Here is a 25,268-nt window from a genome sequence, read left to right as displayed (position 1 = left end):
CTTATAGATCTTTAGTTAAAACCATGGACTTGCGATCCCAGTTATAAATTTGTTTTCTTTCTTCGGGCAAGTCATCTACTGATGCCCGTTTGAAGCCACGTTTCAAGAACCAATGCTCCGTTCTGGTGGTGAGAACAAATAATTTTTTGATGCCTTCTTGCTTGGCGCGCATTTCAACCCGCTTGAGAAGACGCTCGCCGTCACCCGAACCTTGAACATCTGGATCAACGGCAAGACAGGCTAATTCACCAACACCATTTGGGAATGGGAAGAGGGCAGCGCAACCGAAGAGTACGCGGTCATGCTCAATTACTGAGAAGCGTTGAATATCACGCTCGATCACGTCTTGACCACGAGCTGCCAAGATACCTTCATCTTCCAGAGGCATAGTCAATTGCAAGATGCCGCCAACGTCATCTTGATTGGCTTCACGCAAGTTCTCGATATCGGATGAGGCAAGCATCATGCCAATACCATCATGGGTAAAGAGTTCTTCCAAAAGTGCGCCATCTTGATTGCAGGGCAGGAAGTGAACGCGGCTAACACCTGCACGGATAGCTCTGCCAGAAGTATTGAGCAGGCTCTTCATGCCAAGATCCATATCCTTATGCTGGCCAATGTATTCCTGGAGCTGCGGCATAGACATCTCGGTAATAAAGTCACCCTCAGCATCTTTTAAGCCAGCGTATGGGCTCAAGAAAATCAGCTTGTCTGCCTTTAATGCAGCAGCAGTAGAAGCTGCTACATCTTCATAGGCCAGATTAAATGCTTGACCTGTTGGAGAGAAGCCTAGTGGAGAGAGTAGAACAATTTTGTTGCTGTCTAGAGATTGTCTAATCGAACCAGAATCCACTTTACGTACCAAGCCGGTGTGAATGTAGTCTGTGCCTTCCACGACGCCCACAGGCATCGCAGTAATAAAGTTGCCAGAGATAACGGAAATACGTGAGCCCGCCATTGGAGTATTTGGAAGTCCACGACTAAACGCAGCCTCAATGTCGAGACGCAATTCACCGGCGGCTTCTTTAACGCACTCGAGTGCAGCGGCGTCAGTAATCCGATAGCTATGCAGGGCGCTCTTACCAAACTTGCTCTTAATATTACGCAGCATGAGCTGCTCTTCAATCTGGGGGCGGATACCGTGAACCAGCACAATGCGCATGCCCATGGCATGCAACATGGCGATATCTTCAATCAGGTTCTCAAGACCGATTTCTTGGGCAAGTTCGCCGGCAAAAGCGATAACAAAGGTCTTCTCGCGGAAGCTGTGAATGTAGGGCGCAACATCGCGCAACCACCCTACGAAAGGGAAGTTGGAGGTCGTTTCTTCGGCCATTAAGGCCTGGTTCGGTGCATTTGTTGGCATAGTGAGAAAATTATAGGGTGCAAGAGCCTATAAACCAACAAAAACCCAAAGCAATGCCCAAGCCTGTGCCTGCTTCCAACACCTCACGCAAGCTAGAAATTCGCTTTCCGGAGGAATTGCCGGTCTCTGGTCAGCGTCAGCTGATCAAAGATGCCCTGCAGGGCCACCAGGTGGTGATTGTTTGCGGTGAGACGGGCTCAGGCAAGACTACTCAGCTTCCGAAGATCTGCTTGGATCTGGGGCGAGGCACGATCAATGGCGGAAAGCTGATCGGCCACACCCAACCTCGTCGAATCGCAGCAACTGCCACTGCCAAGAGAATTGCCCAAGAGCTAGGCTCACCTATTGGTCAAGATGTTGGTTATCAAGTGCGCTTTGCTGATAAGACTAGCAATACCGCTTCTATCAAGTTGATGACAGATGGCATCCTGCTCGCCGAGACCCAGCGTGATCCTCAGCTTCGCGCTTATGACACGCTCATCATTGATGAAGCGCACGAGCGCAGTCTGAATATTGATTTCTTATTGGGGTACTTGCGCCAATTACTGCCTAAGCGACCTGATCTCAAACTGATCATCACTTCAGCGACCATCGATGCTCAGCGTTTTGCTGAGCACTTTGCAATGAATGGCAAAGTAGCGCCAGTCATTGAAGTCAGCGGTCGACTCTTTCCGGTGGAGCAGCGTTATGCGCCGCTCGAGCCAGATGTAAAGCCAGATGGCAAAAAAGAATCCAAGACTGCAAAGGAAATTCCGGATGCAGTGACCGAAGAGATTGCGAGTCTATGGCGTGAAGGCGCAGCGGGTGCTGGAGATGCATTGGTGTTCTTGCCAGGCGAGCGTGAGATACGCGATTGTGCTGAGGCCTTACGTAAAGATCATGTCTTGCAGCAACGCTTTCATCCGGAGATTCTGAGTCTGTTTGCGCGCCAGTCGGTTGCTGAGCAGGAGAGGGTATTTAGCCCGGGCAACGGCCGCAGAATCATTCTGACAACCAACGTTGCCGAAACTTCATTAACTGTCCCGAACATTCGTTACGTTATCGATAGTGGTTTGGCGAGAGTGAAGCGTTACTCCTACCGCAATAAAGTAGAGCAACTCCAGATTGAGCCAATCTCCCAGGCGGCAGCCAATCAAAGGGCAGGTCGTTGCGGGCGTGTCTCTGATGGCATCTGTGTTCGCTTGTATAGCGAGCAAGACTATCAAGGCCGCCCTAAATTTACCGACCCAGAAATACTCCGCAGCTCCTTAGCTGCAGTGCTATTGCGCATGAGTTCATTGCGCTTGCCCAAGATTCAGCACTTTCCATTTATTGATAAGCCACTAGGTAGAGCGATTGCCGATGGCGTGCAGCTTTTGGATGAATTGGGTGCGATTGAGTTTGATGAATCAGATCCAACGGATGGTAAGGACATAAATAACAGCTTCAAGCTCACTGCTACAGGCAAGCAATTAGCAGACTTACCGCTAGATCCACGCATTGGCAGAATGCTTTTAGCTGCCAAAGAGCACAACGCATTAAAAGAAGTCACCATTATTGCTTCTGCACTAGCGACCCAAGACCCACGTGATCGACCTATGGATCAAGCTGCTGCAGCAGATCAAGCCCACTTGCAGTTTGCCGACGAGCGATCAGAGTTTTTGAGTTTCGTAAAGTTGTGGAATTGGTACCAAGATGCTTTGCAACATAAGCACAGCAATCGCCAGTTAGAGAATTTATGTAAGAGTAAATTTCTATCGCCGCGCCGCTTGCGTGAGTGGCGCGATGTGCATGGTCAGTTACACACTATGCTTGGTGAGAAGGGTTGGAAAGAAAATGGTTTAGCTGCAACCTATGAGAAAGTCCATCTTTCTTTGCTGACAGGGCTGCTCGGTTATGTAGCCAAAAAAGAAGAGGATGAAAAACCCCAAGACCGCAATAGTAAAACCGGTAGTTATGTTGGGGCGCGCGGTATTCGTCCGTTTATTTGGCCTGGCTCTACGATTGGCAAGAAGGCGGGCGCTTGGATTCTGGCTGGAGAGTTACAAGAAACCAATCGCATGTATGCCAGAACGATTGCAAAGATTGAGCCGCAATGGGTTGAGCGTGTAGCGGCACATCGTCTGATTAAGTCTTTGAGTGACCCATTCTGGGATAACCGCCAAGGTGAAGTGATGGCATTTGAGCGTGGAACTCTTTATGGATTGCCCATCTACCATGGCCGCCGTGTTCGTTACGAACCTCACAATCCGGATGAAGCACGAGAGTTATTTATTCGTCAGGCATTGGTTCAGGAGGAGATGTTTGGGCGCATGGATACGCTAGCATTACAGCGTGAAACCGAAACCGATGCCAAGAAAAAATACCCCAATCTGTTTGGATTCTTCTGGCATAACCGTCGCCTCATTAAAGAAATTGAAGCGCTAGAGCATCGCTCACGTCGTCCTGATGTATTGGTGGATGACGAATTGCTATTCGCCTTTTATGACTCCCGCATTCCTAAAGGGGTGTGTAGTCGAGAAAGTTTTAAAGCATGGCTGACAAAAAAAGGTGGAGAAGATAAAAATCAAGGAAATGAGCGAGATGCTCAGCTTCGCTTGGAAAAAGCAGATCTTATGCGCCATGAGGCGGCTGGTATTACAGTCGATCGCTATCCAAAGACCATGTTGGTCGGCGGCGCGCAACTAAGCCTTACTTACCACTTCGAGCCGGGCAGCCCAAAAGATGGCGTGACCCTCGTTGTTCCATTGACCCAACTCAATCAAGTCGACGGACGCCGTTGCGAGTGGTTGGTGCCTGGCATGTGTGAAGAGAAAGTACTTCTGCTTCTCAAATCATTGCCGCAGAAATTGAGGCGCCATTGTGTACCACTACCGGATTACGCCAAATCTTTCCTCGAGCGCAAGCTGGAAAAAAAACAATTTGGCACAGGTGATTTCTTGGATAGTCTGATTAACGATATCCGTAAAGAGCGTGGTCTTGAGATTAAGCGCGCTGACTTCAGGCCTGAGTCACTACCTTTACATTCATCCATGAACTTCCGTTTGATTGATGAGCATGGGCGCCAGTTGGAGGTGGAGCGCAACTTAGCGCGTTTACGTTCAGAGTATGGGCAAACTGCCCGCAGTGCCTTCCAAGCGATTGCTCAGGAAACTGCCCAGGTAGAGCTAGGAGTTGAGCCGCCAGTAGGTAAATCCAATATCAATGGGAGCGTAAAGACCGCTGATGCCACACGCAAAGTCGAGCAGGGCGGTTACCGCTCCTGGGAGTTTGGTGAGCTGCCTGAAACTTTAGAGATTCAAAAGGGTAATAAAACACTATTTGGCTACCCTGCATTAGTCGATCGTATTGATTTCTGTGATCTTGAAGTGTTCGATGATTTGGAGGAGGCTCGTAAGCAGCATGTCCTTGGATTGCGTCGCTTATTTGCTCTGAGCAATAAAGACACACTCAAAGCTTTACAAAAGCAGTTGCCTGGCATTCGTGAGCTGGGATTGTTATTTATTAATGTGGGATCCGTTGATGGCTTAATTGATCAGATACTCAATCTTGCTCTTGAACGTGCATGTATGAGTGAGCCTCTCCCAGTCAATGCAGAGCAATTTGCAGAGCGACTCCAGACAGGTAAGCCACGGTTAGCGCTGATTGCGCAAGAGATTTCACGTCACGCATTAAATGCATTACAGGCCCATGCAGATCTGCAGAAAAAAGTAGCCAGTGCCAAAGCCGCTTCACCAACTGCTTATGCTGATATTCAAACCCAAATGCAAGGTTTGATTTTTCCAAAGTTTGTCGCTGAAATACCGTATGCACAACTAGTTCATCTGCCGCGATATCTGAAGGCTATTGCCATGCGAATCGATAAATTGCGCTCCAACCCAAGCCGTGATGCGCAATGTCAAAAGGATTGGGAATCTGTAGCTCGCCCATGGCAAAAGTTGATGCAAGGTAACAAGGGTGCCACATCGTACGCAATGTCTGAGGATCAGGCTTTAACGGATTTCCGGTGGCAGCTAGAAGAGTTGAGGGTGGCTTTATATGCCCAGGAGCTCAAAACCCCGACCCCGATGTCCTTAAAGCGCCTTGAAAAGGTATTGGCGAGCTTGCGCTAAGTCAAAAACCTAAGCATATCCATTGAGCTGTAGAGGTCAATTTACCCCCTCTGAATGCTTACAATAGAGGTATGTATACATTTATCAAGAATAGAGGTTTTTGCACAATTGCGACCTCTGCATTATTTGCACTTCTGTTGGCTAATCAAAACGCCTTTGCGCAAGCCGCTAATGTTGCAACAGCAGCAACATCGGCAAACTCTGCAAATCAACCAAAGCTGGCAGTGATTCTCAACTCAGGTGCAGCCTCAGTCAGCTTGATTGATATGAGTACCCGTGAGGTGGTGAAAACGATTCCAGTTGGCAAAGAGCCTCATCACTTGATGATTACCCCTGATCAAAAAACATTACTCATTGCAAACGCAGCTGGCAATGATGTTGTATTGATGAACCCAACTACTGGTGAGTTGAACGGCAAAATTCCGAACATCATTGACCCTTATCAAATTGGTTACTCACCAAACCACAAATGGTTCGTAGCAAACGGCAACCGTTTGGACCGTGTAGATATTTATGCTGCTAATGGTGCCGATCTTAAATTGGCTAAGACGGTGAAGTTAGCAAAGACACCAAGTCATATTGCTTTCACTGCTGATAGCAAGATTGCTTTTATTACCTTGCAAGATTCTAATGAGCTCTCGGCAATTGACCTTGATACCCAAAACGTATTGTGGACTATGCCTACAGGAAAAGTGCCTGCTGGTTTATGGATGACTCCTGGCGACCAGTATTTGTTGGTAGGTATCACAGGCGAAGATTATGTTCAGGTCATCGACTGGAAGAATCGCAAAGAAGTAAAACGCATTCCAACCGGGAAGGGTGCTCATAACTTCCGCCCCTTAGGCGATAAGAAGCATGTCTTCGTCAGCAACCGTATTGCCTCCACAATTAGCTTGATCAATATGCAAACCTTAGAGAAGGTTGGTGATATCACAGGCCTACCAGCAGGTCCAGACGATATGGAAATCACTCCTGATGGCAAAACTCTGTGGGTTACTTTTCGATTCTCTAAGAAGGTGGGCGTGATTGATATTCCATCTATGAAGTTAGTTGCCGTGATTCCAGTAGGTAAGTCTCCACATGGCGTGTTCTTTACTCCAAGGGCTGGATGGGAATAAGCAAGCGATGAATAATCAATTGATCATCCGTATTGCAGCCGCGCTTTTGCTCGGCTGTTTTTCATTGGGCGCTATTGCGCAAGCGGAATGCAGTAAGAAGGTTTATTTAACTTTTGATACCGGCAATATGTCTGTAGCAGAAAAAGTGGCGGAGATTCTGAAGCGACAAAACGTGAAAGCCACTTTTTTCTTGGCGAACGAGAAAACTTTCCGCGGCGACTTTTCTTTAGGTGATTCTTGGAAGGCCTATTGGCAAGAGCGCGTTAAAGAAGGTCATCACTTTGGTAGCCATACTTACGACCATACGTATTTCGTGAAAGATGGACCAAAGGGTGAGGTGTTTGAGAAACCTCAATTTGGACCAAAAGCAGGCATGACGATTCTCTATAACGAAGCAGCCATGTGTAAAGAAATTCGCAGGGTAGATCAGCGCTTTCAGGAGCTCACAGATCATCCAATTCAAAGAATATGGCGCGCACCAGGCGGAAAAACTTCACCTACTTTGATTCGTATGGGTGATATGTGTGGTTATCAGCATATTGGCTGGGCACCTGCTGGTTTCTTGGGGGATGAGTTGAATTCCGACAAACATCCCAATGACGCTCTTTTGAATAAAGCCACTAGAGATCTAAAGGATGGCGACGTTACCATGGCCCACTTAGGCATTTGGTCTAGAAAAGACCCTTGGGCACCTGCGGTTTTGGAGCAACTCATCGTCAACCTCAAGGGGCGTGGCTTCTGCTTTGGGCTCCTGCCCAAGAATTCCCCAAATCCAGCAAAATAAGACATGGATTTCAATACCATCACCTCCTTTATTTCAGACGCTTACGCCAGTGTTCAGGAGTTTCTGTTTTCCAATATCGTAGGCCCAATTCTGTATCAGTTTGATTTGATGTCTTGGGCTGAAGATCTCTTCGATGGCATCGATTGGTTTTTGTTTGGCTGCATTCAGATTTTCTTAATTGTCTTTGTACTCAGGACCTGGGAAAGACTTGCTCCAGCAGAAAAGCAAGAACGCTTTGCAAAAGCGAGCAGGGCGGATATGTTCTACACCTTGTTTCATCGCCTGGGAATATTTCACGGACTTATATTTATTGCCCTATCGGGATTCTTCTTTGAAATCGATTCCATTCTGCACGACTTTCGTTTTGGTCGATTGAATGTAGAGTCCTGGTGGCCGGGGGTGAGCTCAGTTCCGGTGGTGAGCTTCTTGATTTATCTAGTGCTGCTAGATTTCGTTGATTACCTTTACCATCGCGCTTCACATGCCTTTAACTGGTGGTGGCAACTACATGCTTTGCATCACAGTCAAACCATCATGACTGCTTGGTCAGATAACCGAAATCACATTATTGATGACATCATGCGCGCGAGTTTTATGGCCTTCTTTGCGCTCTTATTTGGTGTTTCTCCAGGGCAATTCATTATGTTGATTGCGCTCAGCCAATTTATTCAAAGCTGGCAGCATGCCAATATCAAAGTTCACTTGGGGCCTGCAAAATATCTATTGATCTCCCCAATGTTTCATCGCATGCACCATGCAGTTGGGTATGGTCATGAGGCCAAGGGCAAGCCAGGTGTTCTAGGCGGCTGTAATTTTGGTATTTTGTTTCCATGGTGGGACATGCTGTTTAGAACGGCCATCTTCCCCAAAGAGGTCTATCCTACAGGCGTAAGAAATTTAACTGTCTCACACAATATCTTTACTCAACAATGGCAAGGTTTGGTTCGCGCCCTTAAAGAAATCATGCCTAAGTAGGTTTACTGACTGGGTAATCGGGTAATGGAGTAATGGGGTAATAGGGCAATAGGAGTTGTATGGTCGGATTGCAGCAGGTATTCAAATCGTTTGGCATGGCTTTGGTTGGGACCATGCATCCACGCATGCTCTGGCTAAGCTTGAGGCCATTTCTGATCGTCTCCGTTTTATGGGGTGTGCTGATTTGGCTCACATGGACGCCAGCACTTGAAGCGCTCAGTATTTTTCTAACCACCTCCATCTTTACGAGCTGGATACAGGAGGGGCTTATTTGGGCAGGCTTTGAAAATGCCAGAGCATGGATTGCGCCTCTCTTTTTTGTCATGCTGATCATTCCGTTAATCACGATCAGCTTGCTTGTGTTTATCGCTTTTTCAACTGTTCCTGCGATCGTCAAAATCGCCTCTAGACAATCTCAATTTCATGATCTTGAATGTAAGCGGGGCGGCGGTTTCTTTGGTAGCTTGATTTACTCCTTGTGGTCAGCGCTCATTTGTTTAGTGTTGGTGATGTTGACCTTGCCCGTATGGTGGGTGCCTCCTTTAGTGGCAGTATTGCCACCATTGCTTTGGGGTTGGTTAACGATGCGCCTGATGTCGTATGACGTATTGGCCAAACATGCCAGCACTGAAGAGCGTGATCTGCTGCTTCAAAAGTATCACTGGCCTTTGCTCTGCATGGGTATTGCCTCGGGGATGTTGGGTGCAGTGCCTACTTTCTTCTGGGCCACCTCCGCCTTGGCTCTAGTCCTATTTCCGATTGTGAGTTTTGTGGCGCTTTGGATTTATTCTTTAATTTTCGTGTTTGCTGCCCTCTGGTTTAGCTACTTCTTGTTAGATGCACTCAAGCAACTAAGAGAAGAGGAATTGAATAAGGCACTTACAGTGGATTCACGTGTTGTTGATATGGAACTCCCTTACCATGGTTGATGCAATCAAAAAAGTTGAAATTGACGAACCAAAAGATGTAGCAGCTGCAGCACAACGTCGCTTCGGTTTAATCGTGATTGGCGATGAGATTTTGTCAGGACGTCGCCAAGATAAACACATGAGCAAGCTGATTGAGTTGCTCAATGAGCGCGGCCTCATTCTTGCTTGGGCGAAATACGTTGCAGATGATGCTGCACAAATCACTGCTACGCTAAAGGAGAGCTTTGCAAGCGGAGACGTTGTATTTAGTACTGGCGGTATAGGCGCAACACCAGATGATCACACCCGCCAATGCGCAGCACTCGCATTGGGAACTAAAACCGAATTACATCCTACTGCGCAAGAGTTGATTGCCGGCCGCATTCAGTCGATGGCAGAGGGCGATCCGATTAAGGCAGATTTAAATACTCCCGAGAATCAACATCGCTTCAAGATGGGAGAGTTTCCGATTGGCAGTGAAATCATTCCGAATCCATACAACCAGATTCCGGGATTTCGAATTCAAGAGCATCACTTTGTTCCCGGCTTTCCAGTGATGGCTGCGCCGATGATGGCTTGGTGTCTGGATACACATTACAAGGATCTTTTCCATCAAGAAAACTGGGCGGAGCAGAGCTTTATTGTTCCTAAGGGCATTGAATCGACTTTGACGCCCTTAATGGAGCATATAGAAGCTAATTTTCCTGGGGTGAAGGTCTTTAGCCTGCCATCTGTAGGCGATTCCAGCAGGGGCGGTGTCTACGCCCAACGCCATATTGAATTGGGCATTAAGGGCAATGCAAACCTTCTGGAAAGTGCTTGGATTGCCTTGAGAGCGGGCACCCAGGAGTTGGGTTATGAAATCCACGACATCAGCTGAATCTATTTGCACTAATATGGTGCAAATAGGAGTATTTGAGCTTGTATAAGGGATATTTGGGCACTTAAACAGTGCAATAATGGAAGTTCCCATTTGTTTGCTTCAGTAAATTACATACATCCAATAGGCATGTTTGGTGCCTGGAATAAACAAGGGTGTATGCCTTAAGTTTTGATTCCGAATTTAGTTAATAGAGGAGATTTGCATGACGAAGACCGTCGCTGATGTGATGAAGTTAGTAAAAGAGAAAGAGTGTACTTTCGTTGATTTCCGCTTTGTGGATACAAAGGGTAAAGAACAGCACACGACAGTTCCTATCTCTGCTTTTGACGAAGATAAATTTGAGAGCGGTCATGCATTTGACGGTTCTTCTATCGCTGGTTGGAAAGGTATTGAAGCTTCAGACATGTTGCTCAAACCAGACCCAACAGCTGCTTACATCGATCCATTCTATGAAGAGCCAACTTTGGTTCTCACTTGTGACGTTATCGAGCCGGCCGATGGCAAAGGTTACGATCGCGATCCACGTTCCATCGCTAAGCGCGCTGAAGCATATTTGAAGAGCACCGGCTTAGGTGACGCTGCTTACTTTGGTCCAGAGCCAGAATTCTTTATCTTTGACGGCGTTCGTTGGGGTGCTGACATGCAGGGTTGCTTCGTGAAGATTGATTCCGAAGAGGCGCCATGGTCATCTGGTGCGGAAATCGAAGGCGGCAACACTGGTCACCGTCCAGGTAAAAAAGGCGGTTACTTCCCAGTTGCTCCAGTCGATACATTCCAAGACATGCGTTCTGAGATGTGTTTGATTCTTGAATCATTAGGTATTCCAGTTGAAGTTCATCACCATGAAGTTGCTGGTCAAGGCCAAAACGAATTGGGTACAAAGTTCAGTACATTGGTACAACGCGCTGACTGGACTATCTGGCAGAAGTACGTTATTCAAAACGTTGCTCACGCTTACGGCAAAACAGCAACATTCATGCCTAAGCCAGTAGTTGGCGATAACGGCTCGGGTATGCACGTTCACCAGTCTATTTGGAAAAACGGCGAGAACTTGTTTGCTGGTAACGGCTACGCAGGTTTGTCTGAGTTTGCTTTGTTCTACATTGGCGGCATCATCAAGCACGCTAAAGCATTGAATGCGATTACTAATCCAGGCACAAACTCATACAAGCGTTTAGTTCCAGGCTTTGAGGCTCCAGTGAAGTTGGCATACTCAGCACGTAACCGTTCTGCTTCAATTCGTATTCCACACGTTCCCAATCCTAAGGGTCGTCGTATTGAAACTCGTTTCCCAGACCCATTGGCCAACCCATACCTCTGCTTCTCTGCATTGATGATGGCTGGTTTGGACGGTGTTCAGAACAAGATTCATCCAGGCGAAGCTGCTGACAAGAACTTGTATGACTTGCCACCAGAAGAAGATGCAAAGATCCCAACTGTTTGCGCAAGCTTGGAAGAGGCATTGGATGCATTGAAGAAAGATCACGAGTTCTTGACTCGCGGTGGAGTATTTACTGAATCTATGATTGATGCATATATCAATTTGAAGATGGAAGATGTCACACGTTTCCGTATGACTACTCATCCAATCGAATTTGATATGTACTACTCCCTGTAAGCGAAGGAGAGAACTTGAGCGCAGGTCTGTTGCGCAATTCGTTCAAGGGAGCAGCTTCGGCTGCTCCTTTTTTTCCGACATTGCTTGATCAGATGCCCAATGCCATCGTGGTATTTGAGGCTGAGAACCAACAAATGGTATACGTGAACCCAGCTGCTGAGTCAGCTTTGGACCTCTCGCGTAAATCACTTGAGGGTCAATCTGTGCATCATTTATTTGGCGATAACGTTGCATTAAATGACATGATTTCTGAGGTGAAGCTGGGGCATGTGCTCGCGCAACGCCAAGAAATGATTTTGCATTCGCTGCCCAGTAGTATTCATCAGGATTCCATGCCGGCACACGTAGTGGTAGCCGCTTTAGAAGATCCCGGTCTAATTTTGATGGAGTGGTTTCCAATCGATCAACAGTTGCGTAGTGAGCGCGATGAACGCGTGACGCAGCAAGTTGAGGCAAATAAACAATTAATGCGTAATTTGGCGCACGAGATTAAAAACCCATTGGGTGGTATTCGTGGGGCAGCACAGCTGTTGGAGTTTGAGTTACCAGACAAAGGCTTGCGCGAGTACACACAAGTCATTATTAAAGAGTCAGATCGCCTACAAACTTTAGTTGATCGTCTCTTAGCGCCGCATCGCAAGGCGCACGTGATGGAATCCTTCAATGTGCACGAAGCATTAGAGCGCGTGCGCAGTTTAGTCTTGGCAGAGTTTCCAAAAGGTTTGCGAATTATTCGTAACTACGACACAAGTCTGCCTGATGTCTTAGGTGATCGCGAGCAATTGATTCAGGCAACCTTAAATATTGTTCATAACGCTGCACAAGCGCTTTCAGAAGAGATTACCAGTGGTGTTGCGCAAATTGAGTTGAAGACCCGCGTGGCGCGTTCTGTCACGATTGCAAAGCATCGCTACAAACTTGCGATGGACCTGCATGTGATTGATAACGGACCCGGCATTCCAGAAGAAATTATTGAGCGCATCTTCTTCCCATTAGTTTCAGGAAGAGAGGGTGGCAGTGGGCTTGGTCTTACCCTAGCGCAAACCTTTGTTCAGCAGCACCAGGGATCTATTGCTTGTAATAGTCGTCCTGGTCGCACCGATTTTCATATTCAAATTCCATACCGTAGGCAGGAGAAAGCATCATGAAACCAATTTGGATCGTTGACGATGATCAATCTATTCGTTGGGTCTTAGAAAAAGCCTTGGCGCGTGAAAATATTCCGCACAAAAGTTTCTCTAATCCAAATGATGTGCTCAATGCCCTGGAAAAAGAATCTCCTCAGGTGTTGATCTCTGACATTCGCATGCCACGTGGTAATGGCTTAGATTTATTGCAACACGTGAAAGCAAGTCATCCGAATTTACCGGTCATTATCATGACGGCTTATTCGGATTTGGACTCAGCCGTCTCTTCATTTCAAGGTGGTGCCTTTGAATATCTCACCAAACCTTTTGATGTCGAAAAGGCGATTGAATTAATCCACCGCGCTGTAGAGCAGGGCATCCGCAATGACTCTGGTGCGAAAGAGTTGACTGCATGGAGGCAGGATGCCACTGAGATTATTGGTCAAGCACCAGCAATGCAGGAAATTTTCCGCGCGATTGGGCGCTTAGCGCAATCTAACGCCACAGTCCTGATTACTGGTGAGTCTGGTACAGGCAAAGAGTTGGTTGCCCATGCTCTTCATAAGCACAGTCCTTGCGCCAAAGGTCCATTTGTGTCTTTAAGTACTTCTGCCGTACCAAAAGACTTGTTGGAGTCTGAGTTATTTGGTCATGAGCGTGGCGCTTTCCCTGGCGCTCAGACTTTGCGTCGTGGTCGCTTTGAGCAAGCCGACGGCGGTACTCTATTCTTGGGTGAGGTTGGGGATTTACCTTTTGATCTACAAACCCGTTTACTCCGTGTTCTGACTGACGGACATTTTTATCGCATTGGCGGTCAAGATCCGATTAAGGCAAATGTTCGGATCATTGCTTCAACCCATCAAAATTTGGATGCGAGAGTAGCCGCCGGCTTCTTCCGTGAAGACTTGTTACATCGCTTGAATGTGATTCGTTTGCGCATGCCTTCATTGCGTGAGCGTAGTGAAGATATTCCAATGCTGGCTAGACATTTCATGCTTAGCTGCGCGAAATCTTTAGGTGTTGAATCTAAAAAATTGTCTGATGAAGTCTTAAAAGAAATGAGCGCCATGCCATTTCCGGGCAACGTACGTCAATTAGAGAACTTGTGTCACTGGTTAACGGTGATGACGTCTGCAAATGTGATCGGCGTAAGCGATCTTCCAGCTGACATTGTTGCCGAGGCGAGTGAGCAACCCATCATTATTCAAGGAGAGTCTTCGCCAAGCAATCCTGTTGCCGCCAAAGTTGCAGTAGGTGACTGGGAGAGTGGTTTAGGGCGACTTGCTGTGAAGATGTTGCAAGATGGCGATAAAGAAGTTTTTGATGCCTTGACTGCACGTTTTGAAAAGGCGGTATTGCAGGCAGCTCTAGAGGTTACTCGTGGAAGAAGGGTGGAGGCTGCTCAGCGCCTAGGTATAGGCCGCAATACGATTACCCGTAAGTTACAAGAGCTCGGTATTGATGACTGATTCTGTTCGAATAGCCGCGTGGAACGTGAACTCTTTAAAGGTTCGCCTTCCACAAGTCCTTCGTTGGTTGCAGGACCAGGAAAGCAAGAAGCAGCCGATAGATGCGCTCTGCTTACAAGAGCTTAAGCTCACGGATGATAAGTACCCCTATAAAGAGCTGGAAGATGCGGGTTACTTAAGCTTGGCTGCAGGTCAAAAGACCTATAACGGTGTGGCGATCATCTTGCGCAAAGCCGCTCTAGCACCAATCGCTTCTGATCCAGAAACAGCATTTCTAAAACCCATTAGAAATATTCCAAATTACGTAGATGAGCAGCAGCGCATTCTTGCGGCTACAGTCTGTTTTGCTGGTACGAAACCGATGAGACTGGTATCGGCTTATTTTCCAAATGGGCAGTCACCAGATAGCGACAAGTTTCAATACAAATTAGCTTGGTTGAAAGCATTGCAAACTTGGTTAACAGAAGAGCTTCAACAGAGCGAGCGTTTAGCACTCTTAGGTGATTTCAATATTGCTCCGGCAGATCAAGATGTTCATGACCCTAAAGCATGGGAAGGGCAGAACCTCGTTTCACCAGCAGAGCGCGAAGCATTTCAAGATCTCATCAAGCTTGGGCTTCATGATTCATTCAGGATGTTTGAACAGGCGCCCAAAACCTTTAGTTGGTGGGATTACCGCATGATGGGTTTCAGAAGAAACGCCGGTATGCGGATTGATCACATCTTGCTGAGCGAGGCGCTCAAGGATAAATGTAGTGCCAGCACAGTAGACAAAGAGCCTAGAGCCTGGGAGCAGCCTTCAGACCATGCCCCTGTGATAGCGGTAATGAGCAAGGTTTAGTATTCTGGGCTGGGGTTATATTGGCTTATTATTGATAGAAATAGCACCATTTGGTGAGCCCTTTAGCTTTAAAAAACTGACCCCTTTAATGCCATCACCTAGAAAAGCGATTACCCATGCATTAATGATTACCGGCATCTTGATGCTTGCCGGCTGCACGATGGTTGGCCCAGATTTTGCAAGACCCCCTGTTAAGGCCGCTGATCAATATAAATCCTCCGCTCAAACAGAATTTACCGAATCCTTGGGTGAAAACTCAAATAAGATACTGGACCCAGTGGAGTGGTGGCAGAGCTTTAATGATCCAACGCTCAATACCTTGCTAAAGCAAGCTACTGCGCAAAACCTCACTTTGCAGCAAACTGCTTTGCGGATATATCAACTGCAGGCGCAACTGGGTGTGAGTGATGCCGCATTATTGCCAACTGTTAATTTAAGCGCTTCCTATTCCAATAATCGAAACAGTGCAATACAAGAGGCGATTAATGATTCCAATAATTTAGTCTCAAAAAATGCCTTAGTTCAAATGAGTTGGGAGATAGATTTTTGGGGGAAGAATCGCCGCGGAATTCAGAGTTCATTGACCTCCTATTTATCTGGGGTTGCAGCTTTCTACTCGGCAGATGTTTCTTTAACTGCGGATGTGGCCAATACCTATATCAATATTCGTAACTACGAAGAACTGATCGTGGTTGCCAAAACCAATCTGGCCTTGCAAAAAGAAAGTTTGCGTATTGCAGGTGCTCGTTTTAAATATGGCGCCACTTCAATGCTCGATTTAAGTCAGGCACAAGCACAGTATGAACAGACGAAGGCCCAAATCCCGGCATTGATCGCAAATTTAAAGAAAAACCAGCATGCCATGAGTATTTTGCTTGGCGAGCCCCCTGAATACTATGAAAAGACTTACGGAAACACTAAGGGAAGTCTGAAGCCTCCTGCTGATCTTGGGGTTGGTATGCCAAGAGATTTATTGCGTCGACGCCCAGATGTGTTGCAGGCCGAATTTGATGCCGCCTCTAAATCTGCCTTAATTGGCGTAAGCAAGGCGCAACTGTTTCCAACATTTACCTTGGGCGGTATCTTTGGTTATGCCACCTCAAATTACGGAACCTTATCCTCTGCTAATTTATTTAGTTGGGGCAATAACTCTTCTGGGGTAAATGCCGGACTTTACTTACCACTTTTTTATAGAGGCGCAATTGTGGATCAAGTCCGCGTGCAGGATGCTATCTTCCAGCAAAGCCTTTTAGCCTATCAAAATCAAGTCTTGAATGCTCAGAAGGAAGTTGAAGACTCGCTCATTACTATCTCGACTACTAAAAGCTCGAAAGAAGATTTAAGTCGTGGCGTGATTGCAGCGCAAAGTGCGGCAGATTTGGCTCTTGAGCGCTACAAGGCAGGGCAGAACGATTACACCACGGTGATCACTGCACAGCAGAATCTATTGAATATCCAAAACTCCCTGGTCCAAACTTCATCTAACGAACTCATCGGATATGTAGGCGCATTTAAAGCGCTTGGTGGCGGCTGGACGGCGGACATGAGTCCCCCTAAGTTGCCGGACCAGATGATTGCTGATATGACCGACCGAACAGATTGGGGCTCTGTCCTTACAAGGACGGGTGATCCCTTAACGGTGAAGGCTAGTAAGTTTCTAGTGGATGCTCCAGATCCATCAAAGCCTTCGCAAGCTATAGCACCAACCCCAGTTATTGCACCATCAAATACACCTATTCCGCCGACCCAGGGAAGTACTGCGCCATGAAAGATCTATTAATTAAAGCCAAACTTCTACTGATGCCTATTTGGGGTCGTATTGTGACGCTAGGGAATTCACTCTTAGCCAAATGGAATGCACTCCTAGTAAAGTTAAGTACAGTTGAAATTCCTATTCTGAAAAAGAAGCTTTCACCTCGGACGATTGGCGTATCTTTCTTTGTTCTCATTGCTTTGATTGTGCTGATTTGTTTGAAGTCCTGTGGCAAAGAAATTAAGCAAAACCCAATTCCAGTCACAACTGCGCAACCACTTTCTCAAGAAATTCGTAGTTTCGCAACGTTCGATGGTTTGGTGGATCCATACCTCACAGTAAACCTTGATGCACGGCTTAAGGGTTACCTGACTAAGATTGGTTTTGCTGACGGTGCTATGGTGAAGAAGGGCGATCTTCTATTTGTCATTGAGCAAGACCAATACATACAAGAGGTGAAATTAAAACAGGCAATTTATACCGAAGCGAAGCTAGAGTATGGTCGCCAGAAATCTCTACTTAAAGAGAATGCAACCTCTCAGGCTGCGGTTGATAAAGCCTTATCCCAATTCCAGCAATCGGAAGCTAATTTAACCCTCGCAAAGATTAATTTGGGCTATACCGAAATCAGGGCACCTTTTGATGGCCTCATGGGAAGACACTTATTAGATGTTGGTGCCTATTTAGATAGCACTACAAAAGGTGTTCAGCTCTCCACTATTCAGCAAATCTCACCCATCTATGTTTACTTCTCTATTAATGAGAGGGATTACTTAAAGTTTCAAAAGAGTCAAGACCAAAATGCGGAGCGCAAGTCTGAAGTAAATACCTTACCCATCTACGTTGGTCTTCAAGGTGAGATTGGTTATCCTTTTGAGGGTGTCTTGGATTATGCTGCTAATTTAATATCCACAGAGACTGGTGCCTTGCAATTGCGGGCAATCTTTAAGAATGAGAAGTACCAGTTAATCCCTGGCTTATATGCTCGCGTTATGGCTCAATATGGCGCGCCAAGACAGGCTCTACTGCTACCCAAGACTGCCGTCATGACAGATCAAGTGGGTGATTATGTTTTTGTTTTGGATAATGCCCTGCGTGCACAACGTCAAGACATTAACTTGGGTCAGCGATTTGAGAAATATGTAGAGATTAGCAAAGGTTTAAATCCCGATAGCAAAGTAGTTATAAATGGGTTTATTAACCTGAGTATTAATCAAATTGCCAAACCAACCGAGGTTACGCTTGAGGCAATGCCGGCTCGATAATCATGCTCTCTAAATTTTTTATCGAACGGCCGGTACTGGCCAATGTGATTGCTCTGATCATGCTATTGATCGGGGCAGTATCGATTAATAGCCTGCCGATTGCTCAATATCCCAATATCGTTCCGCCTACAATCCAGGTGACCGCTAGATATCCCGGTGCAAGTGCCACGCTAGTGCAGCAATTGGTTGCTAGCAATATCGAGACTCAGGTCAATGGTGTTGATGGCATGCTCTACATGGAGTCCGCATCCACCAATGATGGAAACTACACACTCACTGTTACCTTTAAAGTTGGCACAGACCCTAATTTAGCCCAGGTTAATGTACAAAACCGAGTAGCCATTGCGCTTCCTTCTTTGCCGCAGGCAGTTCAAAAGCAGGGCGTGACAACAAAGACTCAATCGACTGCTATTTTGCAGTTCGTCACCCTAACTTCTTCTAATCCAGAGCATGACGGCTTATTTTTAAGTAACTTAGCAAACCTCAAACTGCAACAGCGCTTGGCACGATTGCCCGGTGTGGCTGCAGCCAATGTGTTTGGTGTGGGTAATTACAGTATGCGAGTTTGGCTTGATCCTGCCCAGCTCAAGATGCGCAATCTGGCGCCAAGTGATGTAATTGCCGTCATTAATAAGCAAAACGTATTGCTCACGGCAGGTCAAATTGGTGCACCACCAACGCCAATGGGGCAAGACTTTCAGCTAACGCTTAATGTCACCAGTGCTATGACCACTCCTGAGCAGTTTGGCAGAATCGTCGTCAAGTCTGGCGGTAAGGCTGAAATCACTTACTTGCGTGATATCGCCAGAATTGAAATGGGCAGTCAGAACTACAGTCAATTCTTCAAGATTGATGACAAGCCTGCAGGTGGAATAGCTATTTACCAAATGCCAGGTGCTAATGCGATTGCTACTGCACAAGCAGTTCAGGATGAGATGAAGAGTATTGCCAACACACTTCCAAAAGAAGTGACTTGGGCTATTCCATTTGATACCACGATGTTTGTGAAGGCCTCTATTCATGAGGTTTATAAAACGCTTTACGAGGCGGGCATCTTAGTTCTTCTCGTAATCATGATTTTCTTGCAGAACTGGCGTGCCACACTGGTGCCTGCGACAACGGTGCCTGTCACGATTATTGGTGCGTTTGCCTGTATGGCCGCTCTTGGCTTCTCTATTAACTTGCTCACTTTATTTGCAATCGTTTTATGTATCGGCATTGTGGTTGATGATGCGATTGTGGTGGTCGAGGCGGTTTCTAAGAAGGTGGAAGAGGGTGAGGATCCTAAGCAGGGTGCAATTGATGCCATGACCGCCTTGATGGGTCCGATTATTGGCATCACCCTGGTCTTAATGGCGGTGTTTATTCCTGCTTCATTTATTGCGGGTATTACCGGGCAAATGTACCGACAGTTTGCTTTGGTGATTGCAGCAACTGCCTTGATTAGTGGTATCAATGCGATTACTCTGAAGCCAACCCAGTCAGCTCAGTATTTAAAGCCGATTGACCCTAACAAGGTTAAAAATAAGCTCTATCAAAAATTTGATCTGTATTTCAATCGTCTGGCAACTTGGTATGGCCACAAGATTGAAGGCTTGATGAAGAATCGAGCTAAAGCATCGATGGTGGGTATTGCGATTATTGTTGCTTCTCTCATCGGCTTGATGTTTGTACCGTCCGGCTTTATTCCAAACGAAGATCAGGGCTATTTAGTTGTTTCAACTACTTTGCCTGATGCAGCCTCTTTACAGCGGACCGAAGGGGGCATGAAAAAAGCAGTTGAGGTGATTAAGAAGGTTCCTGGCGTTGATACGGTTGTGGTGATCGGCGGCATTAACTTGCTGAACAACAGTAGCTCCCAATCCAATAGCGGTGGCCTCTATGTCATCATGAAGAAATGGGAAGAGCGAGGCAAGGGTGAGGGCCTTCGTGACATCTATAACAATATGAACGCAGGGCTTAAGCAGGTTCAAGAGCTCAAGTCCTTTGTGCTCTTGCCGCCAGCTATTCCGGGCTTGGGTCTATCGGGTGGTTTTGAGATGAGGTTGATGCTGACTGATGGTAGTAATAATTTTGCCAAGTTAGACGCTGCCGCTAAGGCCTTTATTGCTGAGGCACAAAAACATCCAGAGATCATGATGATCTTTACGCCATTCCAAAATAATGTTCCACAACTTCAGCTCAGCTTTAATGTGGGTAGGGCCGAAACTTTTGGTGTGGATATTGGTGATGCCTACGACGTATTGCAATCCTATCTTGGATCTTCTTACGTCAATCAATTCTTCAAATATGGCCAAACCTACCAAGTGTATGTGCAGGCTGATGGCAAATATCGGGATGCTGTAGAGCAGGTGAATCGACTCTATGTCAAAAACAAGAGCGGCAACATGGTTCCGCTTGGATCCTTCATTGATGTCAAAGATACCACTGGACCAGCATTCGCATCACAGTTTCAGCTCTATCCTTCCGCTGCCGTCTTAGGTGCGGCTAATGATGGCTATAGCTCTGGACAAGCAATGAAGGTTCTCGCGCAGGTAGCTGCTAAGACTTTGCCGGATGGCATTGCTTATCAGTGGGCCGGCATGTCTTATCAAGAAGATTTGGTCGGAAACACGGTAATTTTGATCTTTGCTCTATCGATCTTATTGGTCTACTTAGTGCTCGCAGCGCAATATGAAACTTGGGTTGCTCCATTGGCAGTTCTGACTGCAGTGCCACTTTCTTTATCAGGAACGGTATTGGCCTTATTGCTTACGGGCCTACCGAACAACATTTATGTTCAGATTGGTCTGGTGTTGATGATCGCTCTTTCTTGTAAGAACTCTATTTTGATTGTTGAGGTCGCCATTGAGTGCAGACACAAAGGCATGAGTTTTGTTGATGCCGCACTAGAGGCTTCTAGAGAGCGCTTTAGACCAATCGTTATGACATCTATCGCTTTCATATTGGGGGTGATGCCATTGCTAACCTCTACTGGTGCAGGTGCAGCAGCACGTATCTCTCTGGGTATTACGGTATTCAGCGGCATGATTGCCTCCACATGCCTTGCAGTAGCATTGGTGCCAGTCTTCTATGTTGAAATCGAAACCTTCTTTGAGAATCGTAAAAATAAGAAGGCTGACAAGGCTGCGCCAAAGTAATCATTAGAAGGGATATCTCGCTGGTAAGTTCGGGATTTCCCCAGCAATTCCATGGGATATAGGTAAATGTAGTTTGGTATATTTACTAGAATTGTTCTATTTTTAACCAACAGGGCTTGCGCCTTGATTACTTTCAAACTCCGATGAAAAAATTACTATCTATTCTGATCTTTGGCGCCTATCTTGGTGCAATGTCTCCAGTTACATTTGCCGAGCCTCCAATGCCACCTTTTTATGCTTCTGTCATGAAAATGGCTCCAGAGGGTAAGTTGGGGCAGATTATTAAAAAAGAAAAGATAGAAACATCCGTTAAAGGTGCGCAAGCATGGAAGATTGCTTATATTTCTTCAGATGTTGCTGAGCGTAAGACCATTTCGACTGGTTTAATCGTAGCGCCTATTGGACAGGCTCCTAAAGAGGGTAGGCCGATCATGGCCTGGGTTCATGGCACAACAGGATCAGCCCAAAACTGTGGCCCCTCTCAAATTATTAACCCAGTCACTCCTTTAAATGAGTATTTTTTAATGGATGGTAATTCTTGGACTGACTACGGCATTCCGAATGTGGAGGAGTTCATTAAAGAAGGCTATGTCATCGTTGCTACCGACTATCAAGGTCAAGGCGGTGGCGGTAAGCATCAATACGCAGTGGCTCAAACTAATGGTAGAGATGCCATTAATTCTGCAAGAGCAGCTAGCTCCATGAAAGAAGTCGGCGCTGGCAAAAGGGCCATTATTTATGGCTGGTCTCAAGGTGGCGGGGCGACGATTGCAGCTGCAAGTCTGCCAGAGTACCAAGCTCAACAGGGCACTGCGGCAGATAATCTCCAATATCTTGGATTTGTTGCGTTAGCACCAGATGATGTAGCAGCGGTATTGCCAAAGTTACCAGCGGATGAGGTAGGCGCTAATAAGCTCATGAATGAATTTACTCAGGCGAATGTCCCAAATGTATTTCTATTTGCTCATTACGTCATGGGTCTGTGGGGAGCTCAAGCAGCTAATCCGAACCTGAAGCTAACAGATGTTTTGACTGATGAGGGTGTAAAGGTTGTTAACCAGTTAGCCGGCAATAAATGTGTTCACGTGATGGCTGATTCATTTAGCTATGCTTACGGCGATCAATACAAGTCTTTGATTAAGCCCCAGCCTAGTAACTCCTTAGCGTGGATCAAAGCATTTATTAATGGCAGCGTAAAACCAGTAAAACCAGTAGCGCCAGTAGTTATTTATTGGGGTACCAAAGATACTGCAGTCCCACCACTCATGCACGAGCTTTATCAAAAGCAGATGTGCGCAATGGGAGCGAATGTGGGAAGAAATCAGTTACCAGGTGAGCAAACGCACTTTACAACTCCTGGCGTATCAGCGCCTATGTATCTAGCTTGGGTAAAGGATCGCATTGCAGGTAAGCCGCTGGCAAATGGTTGCCCGCAACCAAGTCAGAAGCAGTAATGTCAATTTCAAAAAGCTTAGACATCCATAACCACCTTCGGGTGGTTATTCTTTAGGAGTATATGTATGGCCCAACCCACTCGCCGTAATTTCCTTAAATCATCTGCAATTGGTGCGGCAGTTGCTGTTAGCACTCAGGCTTTTGCCCAATCGCCAGGCCTATCTAAAAAGACTATTGCAGAAGTCAGAGCTTTGGATGCAAAAGACATTCAGAAAACAACCTCAAGCTGGGATGATGGTCTAGCCCATCCCATTCCATATAAAAATCCTCCGGGTAAGGGCAAAGATAGGGCGATCGTATTAGGTGGAGGCTCTGAATACATGAGCTCATTTTTAGTTGGCTACTTTCATGCAATGCTAACCAATGGTATTGATCTTCGCTTGGCAGACATTGTGGTTGGCACATCTGCTGGCGCAGTTTTGGGAAGTGCTTTATTAGGTAGCCGCCTGGACCTATTTTCAGCAGAATTTAATTTATTGGCCGACTATCCAAAGGTCATGGCTAAGCTAGTTCCAACGAAAAAATTCTTGCCCAGCCAGGAGCGTGTAATGAAGATGGGGCTTAATGCCAAGGATGGTAATCCCGATACTATTCAGGCGATTGGCCATGCTGCAATGGCTGCAAAATCCATTCCATCTGAAAAGTTTCAAAATAACATCAAAGTTTTCCTGGGGGGTATGAAAACTATCCCCCAGAAGATGTACATCACCACGATTGATTGTTATACGGCTGAGCGTTTAGTGATTGCTCCAGATTCGGGTGTATCGGTCATTGATGCCTGTGCGGCTAGTGCTTCTGCGCCAGGCGTCACTGGCCCAACCTGGGTTAAGGATCGTGTCTGTATGGATGGCAGTATTGGCTCTACCGAAACCCATTGCGACATTGTTGCGGGATCTAAGCGAGCTCTAGTAGTTGCCCTTGCAGATACTATTGACCAGGAAAAAGAAGGGCTGCGTTTGAACCATCTGCCTAATACCATTTTGCTAGAAGTAAAAGACTTGGAGGCGGTCGGCACAAAGACCAAGTTGGTTGTGGTTGGGATGCTCCCCGGCAGAAAAACCATGAGTGTTGTAGATCCGGCAATTATGGAGCCAGCCATTAAGTATGGATATGAGCGAGGAATGCAAGATCTCCCTGAGATGAAGCGTTTTTGGATGTCCGCTTAGAGATCAAAGCAATTCTTGCTCGGTATTGAAATGCTAATATGACCCTTTCTAAAACTAATCCAAACTAGGCCTTATGACGGCTCTTAATAGCTCCCTAAGCGTTTTGACTACCGCTTTAATGCGAGGCATTTATTTAACGATGGCTATCATTTTCGTTTCTCTGGGTCTAAGCATTCCAGTTCAAGCTCAAGAAAAACCTGAGGTTAAGTATGCCCAAGTAGGAGATGTGAAATTAGCCTACTACCTAAAAGGCAAAGGTGACCCCATGATCCTTATTATGGGCTATGCCGCCACCATGAGTGCTTGGGATCCAGCCCTGCTCGGTGAGTTGTCAAAGAATAACCAGCTGATCATTTTTGATAACCGCGGCGCTGGACTCTCAACCGATACCAAAGAAAACAATACAACCATTCCGCAAATGGCAGACGATGCCGCAGGCTTGGTTAAGGCGCTGGGTTTCAAAAAGGTAAACGTATTCTCGTGGTCAATGGGTGCACGAATTGGCCAGCAGCTTGTTATCAGACATCCAGAGCTGGTTAACAAAGTCATTCTGTGTGCCCCAAATCCCGGTGGAAAATATCAGATCGCTATTGATAAAAAGGTTGGAGAGGAGTTGAATAATCCAAGCCTTTCTCCTATGGAGAATTTCGAGTTATTGTTCCCAATTACCCCTGAAGGCAAAGCAGCTGCCAAACTTGTATACGGGAGATTTATGGCGGCAAAAGATGCAGGAGCTATCCCTGATGATTTTGTAATTTCTAAAGAAGCCAAAGAGCGCCAAGTTCGTGCTCGCATTACTCTGTGGAATGCTGATAATCAGAACTACCAGGATTTAAAGAAAATTAAAGTTCCCGTTCTAGTGGCTGACGGTCGTGAGGACATTATCGACAATCCAAAAAACTCAGTTGTGATTGCCAATCAAATCCCTTTTGCTTGGTTGGCTTTTTATGAGGGCGGTCATGCATTCTTATTTCAAAGCTATAAGAAGCTTTCTGAGACTGTGAATGTATTTCTCCAAAAAGACTAGTTAGGTCAGCATTGCTAAAGTTAAAAGCCACTCATTTGAACTGACCCCCAAAAGTTGGACATTATGTCCAACCAAGGGGGTTTTGTTTTATGAGCAAGTACAGCAAGCAGTTCAAGCTAAAGGTAGTTAAAGAGTTTTTAAAGTCAGGCGGTCTCAGGCGGGTAGGTCACTTATTTAAGATTAGCCATTCAGATGTCCGTAAATGGACCTTGGCTTATCAAGCCCATGGTCATAGTGGCCTTAACCCCAGCTTCCAACGCTACTCCCCAGAGTTTAAAGTCC

At 46.3% G+C, this 25,268-nt stretch carries 17 protein-coding genes and 1 pseudogene; 17 read left to right on the top strand and 1 reads right to left on the bottom strand.

Annotated features, from left to right (window positions below; genetic code table 11):
• Position 1: 1 nt before the first annotated feature.
• A complete protein-coding gene (gene argA / locus ICN39_RS03390) occupies positions 2-1,366 on the bottom strand; it encodes an amino-acid N-acetyltransferase (RefSeq protein WP_216190079.1) in 1,365 nt (454 codons plus the stop codon).
• Between the two features lie 53 nt (positions 1,367-1,419).
• On the opposite strand from argA, the gene hrpA reads away from it, so the two are divergent.
• The 17 genes and pseudogenes from hrpA to ICN39_RS03305 all read left to right on the top strand — a co-directional run.
• Positions 1,420-5,457: an ATP-dependent RNA helicase HrpA gene (gene hrpA, locus ICN39_RS03385; RefSeq protein WP_216860954.1), complete on the top strand. Its 4,038-nt coding sequence runs from the start codon at positions 1,420-1,422 to the stop codon at positions 5,455-5,457.
• 71 nt (positions 5,458-5,528) lie between these two features.
• A complete protein-coding gene (locus tag ICN39_RS03380) occupies positions 5,529-6,575 on the top strand; it encodes a cytochrome D1 domain-containing protein (protein ID WP_255532273.1) in 1,047 nt (348 codons plus the stop codon).
• Between the two features lie 7 nt (positions 6,576-6,582).
• Positions 6,583-7,359 carry a polysaccharide deacetylase family protein gene (locus ICN39_RS03375; protein ID WP_216232698.1) on the top strand — a complete coding sequence of 259 codons (777 nt, stop codon included), beginning with the start codon at positions 6,583-6,585 and terminating at the stop codon, positions 7,357-7,359.
• A gap of 3 nt (positions 7,360-7,362) precedes the next feature.
• Complete coding sequence (locus ICN39_RS03370) at positions 7,363-8,334, top strand: sterol desaturase family protein (protein ID WP_216232697.1); 972 nt, start codon at positions 7,363-7,365, stop codon at positions 8,332-8,334.
• 59 nt (positions 8,335-8,393) lie between these two features.
• On the top strand, positions 8,394-9,263 hold the full coding sequence (locus ICN39_RS03365) for an EI24 domain-containing protein (RefSeq protein WP_216190082.1): 870 nt from the start codon (positions 8,394-8,396) through the stop codon (positions 9,261-9,263).
• Positions 9,256-10,122, top strand: a complete 867-nt coding sequence (locus ICN39_RS03360) for a molybdopterin-binding protein (protein WP_216860010.1) — start codon at positions 9,256-9,258, stop codon at positions 10,120-10,122. Before ICN39_RS03365 ends, ICN39_RS03360 begins: the two co-directional genes overlap by 8 nt.
• A 205-nt stretch (positions 10,123-10,327) precedes the next feature.
• Positions 10,328-11,743 carry a type I glutamate--ammonia ligase gene (gene glnA / locus ICN39_RS03355; protein WP_216232696.1) on the top strand — a complete coding sequence of 472 codons (1,416 nt, stop codon included), beginning with the start codon at positions 10,328-10,330 and terminating at the stop codon, positions 11,741-11,743.
• 26 nt (positions 11,744-11,769) lie between these two features.
• On the top strand, positions 11,770-12,891 hold the full coding sequence (glnL, locus tag ICN39_RS03350) for a nitrogen regulation protein NR(II) (RefSeq protein WP_370623685.1): 1,122 nt from the start codon (positions 11,770-11,772) through the stop codon (positions 12,889-12,891).
• Positions 12,888-14,339, top strand: a complete 1,452-nt coding sequence (gene ntrC, locus ICN39_RS03345) for a nitrogen regulation protein NR(I) (RefSeq protein ID WP_216232694.1) — start codon at positions 12,888-12,890, stop codon at positions 14,337-14,339. Before glnL ends, ntrC begins: the two co-directional genes overlap by 4 nt.
• Positions 14,332-15,180, top strand: a complete 849-nt coding sequence (gene xth / locus ICN39_RS03340) for an exodeoxyribonuclease III (protein ID WP_216232693.1) — start codon at positions 14,332-14,334, stop codon at positions 15,178-15,180. Before ntrC ends, xth begins: the two co-directional genes overlap by 8 nt.
• A gap of 88 nt (positions 15,181-15,268) precedes the next feature.
• Complete coding sequence (locus ICN39_RS03335; protein ID WP_216232692.1) at positions 15,269-16,948, top strand: efflux transporter outer membrane subunit; 1,680 nt, start codon at positions 15,269-15,271, stop codon at positions 16,946-16,948.
• Positions 16,945-18,198 (top strand): efflux RND transporter periplasmic adaptor subunit, encoded by a 1,254-nt coding sequence (locus tag ICN39_RS03330; RefSeq protein WP_216232691.1) that lies wholly within the window; start codon positions 16,945-16,947, stop codon positions 18,196-18,198. Before ICN39_RS03335 ends, ICN39_RS03330 begins: the two co-directional genes overlap by 4 nt.
• A gap of 2 nt (positions 18,199-18,200) precedes the next feature.
• On the top strand, positions 18,201-21,338 hold the full coding sequence (locus ICN39_RS03325) for an efflux RND transporter permease subunit (RefSeq protein ID WP_216232690.1): 3,138 nt from the start codon (positions 18,201-18,203) through the stop codon (positions 21,336-21,338).
• 143 nt (positions 21,339-21,481) lie between these two features.
• Complete coding sequence (locus tag ICN39_RS03320) at positions 21,482-22,792, top strand: lipase family protein (protein ID WP_216232689.1); 1,311 nt, start codon at positions 21,482-21,484, stop codon at positions 22,790-22,792.
• Between the two features lie 66 nt (positions 22,793-22,858).
• Positions 22,859-23,959 (top strand): patatin-like phospholipase family protein, encoded by a 1,101-nt coding sequence (locus tag ICN39_RS03315; protein WP_216232688.1) that lies wholly within the window; start codon positions 22,859-22,861, stop codon positions 23,957-23,959.
• A 139-nt stretch (positions 23,960-24,098) separates the two neighbouring features.
• A complete protein-coding gene (locus ICN39_RS03310) occupies positions 24,099-24,986 on the top strand; it encodes an alpha/beta fold hydrolase (RefSeq protein ID WP_216232687.1) in 888 nt (295 codons plus the stop codon).
• A gap of 89 nt (positions 24,987-25,075) precedes the next feature.
• Positions 25,076-25,268 (top strand): annotated as a pseudogene (locus tag ICN39_RS03305) (IS3 family transposase); the annotation flags it as partial.

The organism is Polynucleobacter sp. AP-Reno-20A-A9, assembly GCF_018882085.1.
GTDB lineage: Bacteria > Pseudomonadota > Gammaproteobacteria > Burkholderiales > Burkholderiaceae > Polynucleobacter.
This window is presented reverse-complemented; position numbering and strand designations above follow the sequence as displayed.

Coding starts and splice junctions, on each gene's coding strand:
- argA (WP_216190079.1), bottom strand. CDS start 1,366: ATGCCAACAAATGCACCGAACCAGGCCTTAATGGCCGAAGAAACGACC.
- hrpA (WP_216860954.1), top strand. CDS start 1,420: ATGCCCAAGCCTGTGCCTGCTTCCAACACCTCACGCAAGCTAGAAATT.
- ICN39_RS03380 (WP_255532273.1), top strand. CDS start 5,529: ATGTATACATTTATCAAGAATAGAGGTTTTTGCACAATTGCGACCTCT.
- ICN39_RS03375 (WP_216232698.1), top strand. CDS start 6,583: ATGAATAATCAATTGATCATCCGTATTGCAGCCGCGCTTTTGCTCGGC.
- ICN39_RS03370 (WP_216232697.1), top strand. CDS start 7,363: ATGGATTTCAATACCATCACCTCCTTTATTTCAGACGCTTACGCCAGT.
- ICN39_RS03365 (WP_216190082.1), top strand. CDS start 8,394: ATGGTCGGATTGCAGCAGGTATTCAAATCGTTTGGCATGGCTTTGGTT.
- ICN39_RS03360 (WP_216860010.1), top strand. CDS start 9,256: ATGGTTGATGCAATCAAAAAAGTTGAAATTGACGAACCAAAAGATGTA.
- glnA (WP_216232696.1), top strand. CDS start 10,328: ATGACGAAGACCGTCGCTGATGTGATGAAGTTAGTAAAAGAGAAAGAG.
- ntrC (WP_216232694.1), top strand. CDS start 12,888: ATGAAACCAATTTGGATCGTTGACGATGATCAATCTATTCGTTGGGTC.
- xth (WP_216232693.1), top strand. CDS start 14,332: ATGACTGATTCTGTTCGAATAGCCGCGTGGAACGTGAACTCTTTAAAG.
- ICN39_RS03335 (WP_216232692.1), top strand. CDS start 15,269: ATGCCATCACCTAGAAAAGCGATTACCCATGCATTAATGATTACCGGC.
- ICN39_RS03330 (WP_216232691.1), top strand. CDS start 16,945: ATGAAAGATCTATTAATTAAAGCCAAACTTCTACTGATGCCTATTTGG.
- ICN39_RS03325 (WP_216232690.1), top strand. CDS start 18,201: ATGCTCTCTAAATTTTTTATCGAACGGCCGGTACTGGCCAATGTGATT.
- ICN39_RS03320 (WP_216232689.1), top strand. CDS start 21,482: ATGAAAAAATTACTATCTATTCTGATCTTTGGCGCCTATCTTGGTGCA.
- ICN39_RS03315 (WP_216232688.1), top strand. CDS start 22,859: ATGGCCCAACCCACTCGCCGTAATTTCCTTAAATCATCTGCAATTGGT.
- ICN39_RS03310 (WP_216232687.1), top strand. CDS start 24,099: ATGGCTATCATTTTCGTTTCTCTGGGTCTAAGCATTCCAGTTCAAGCT.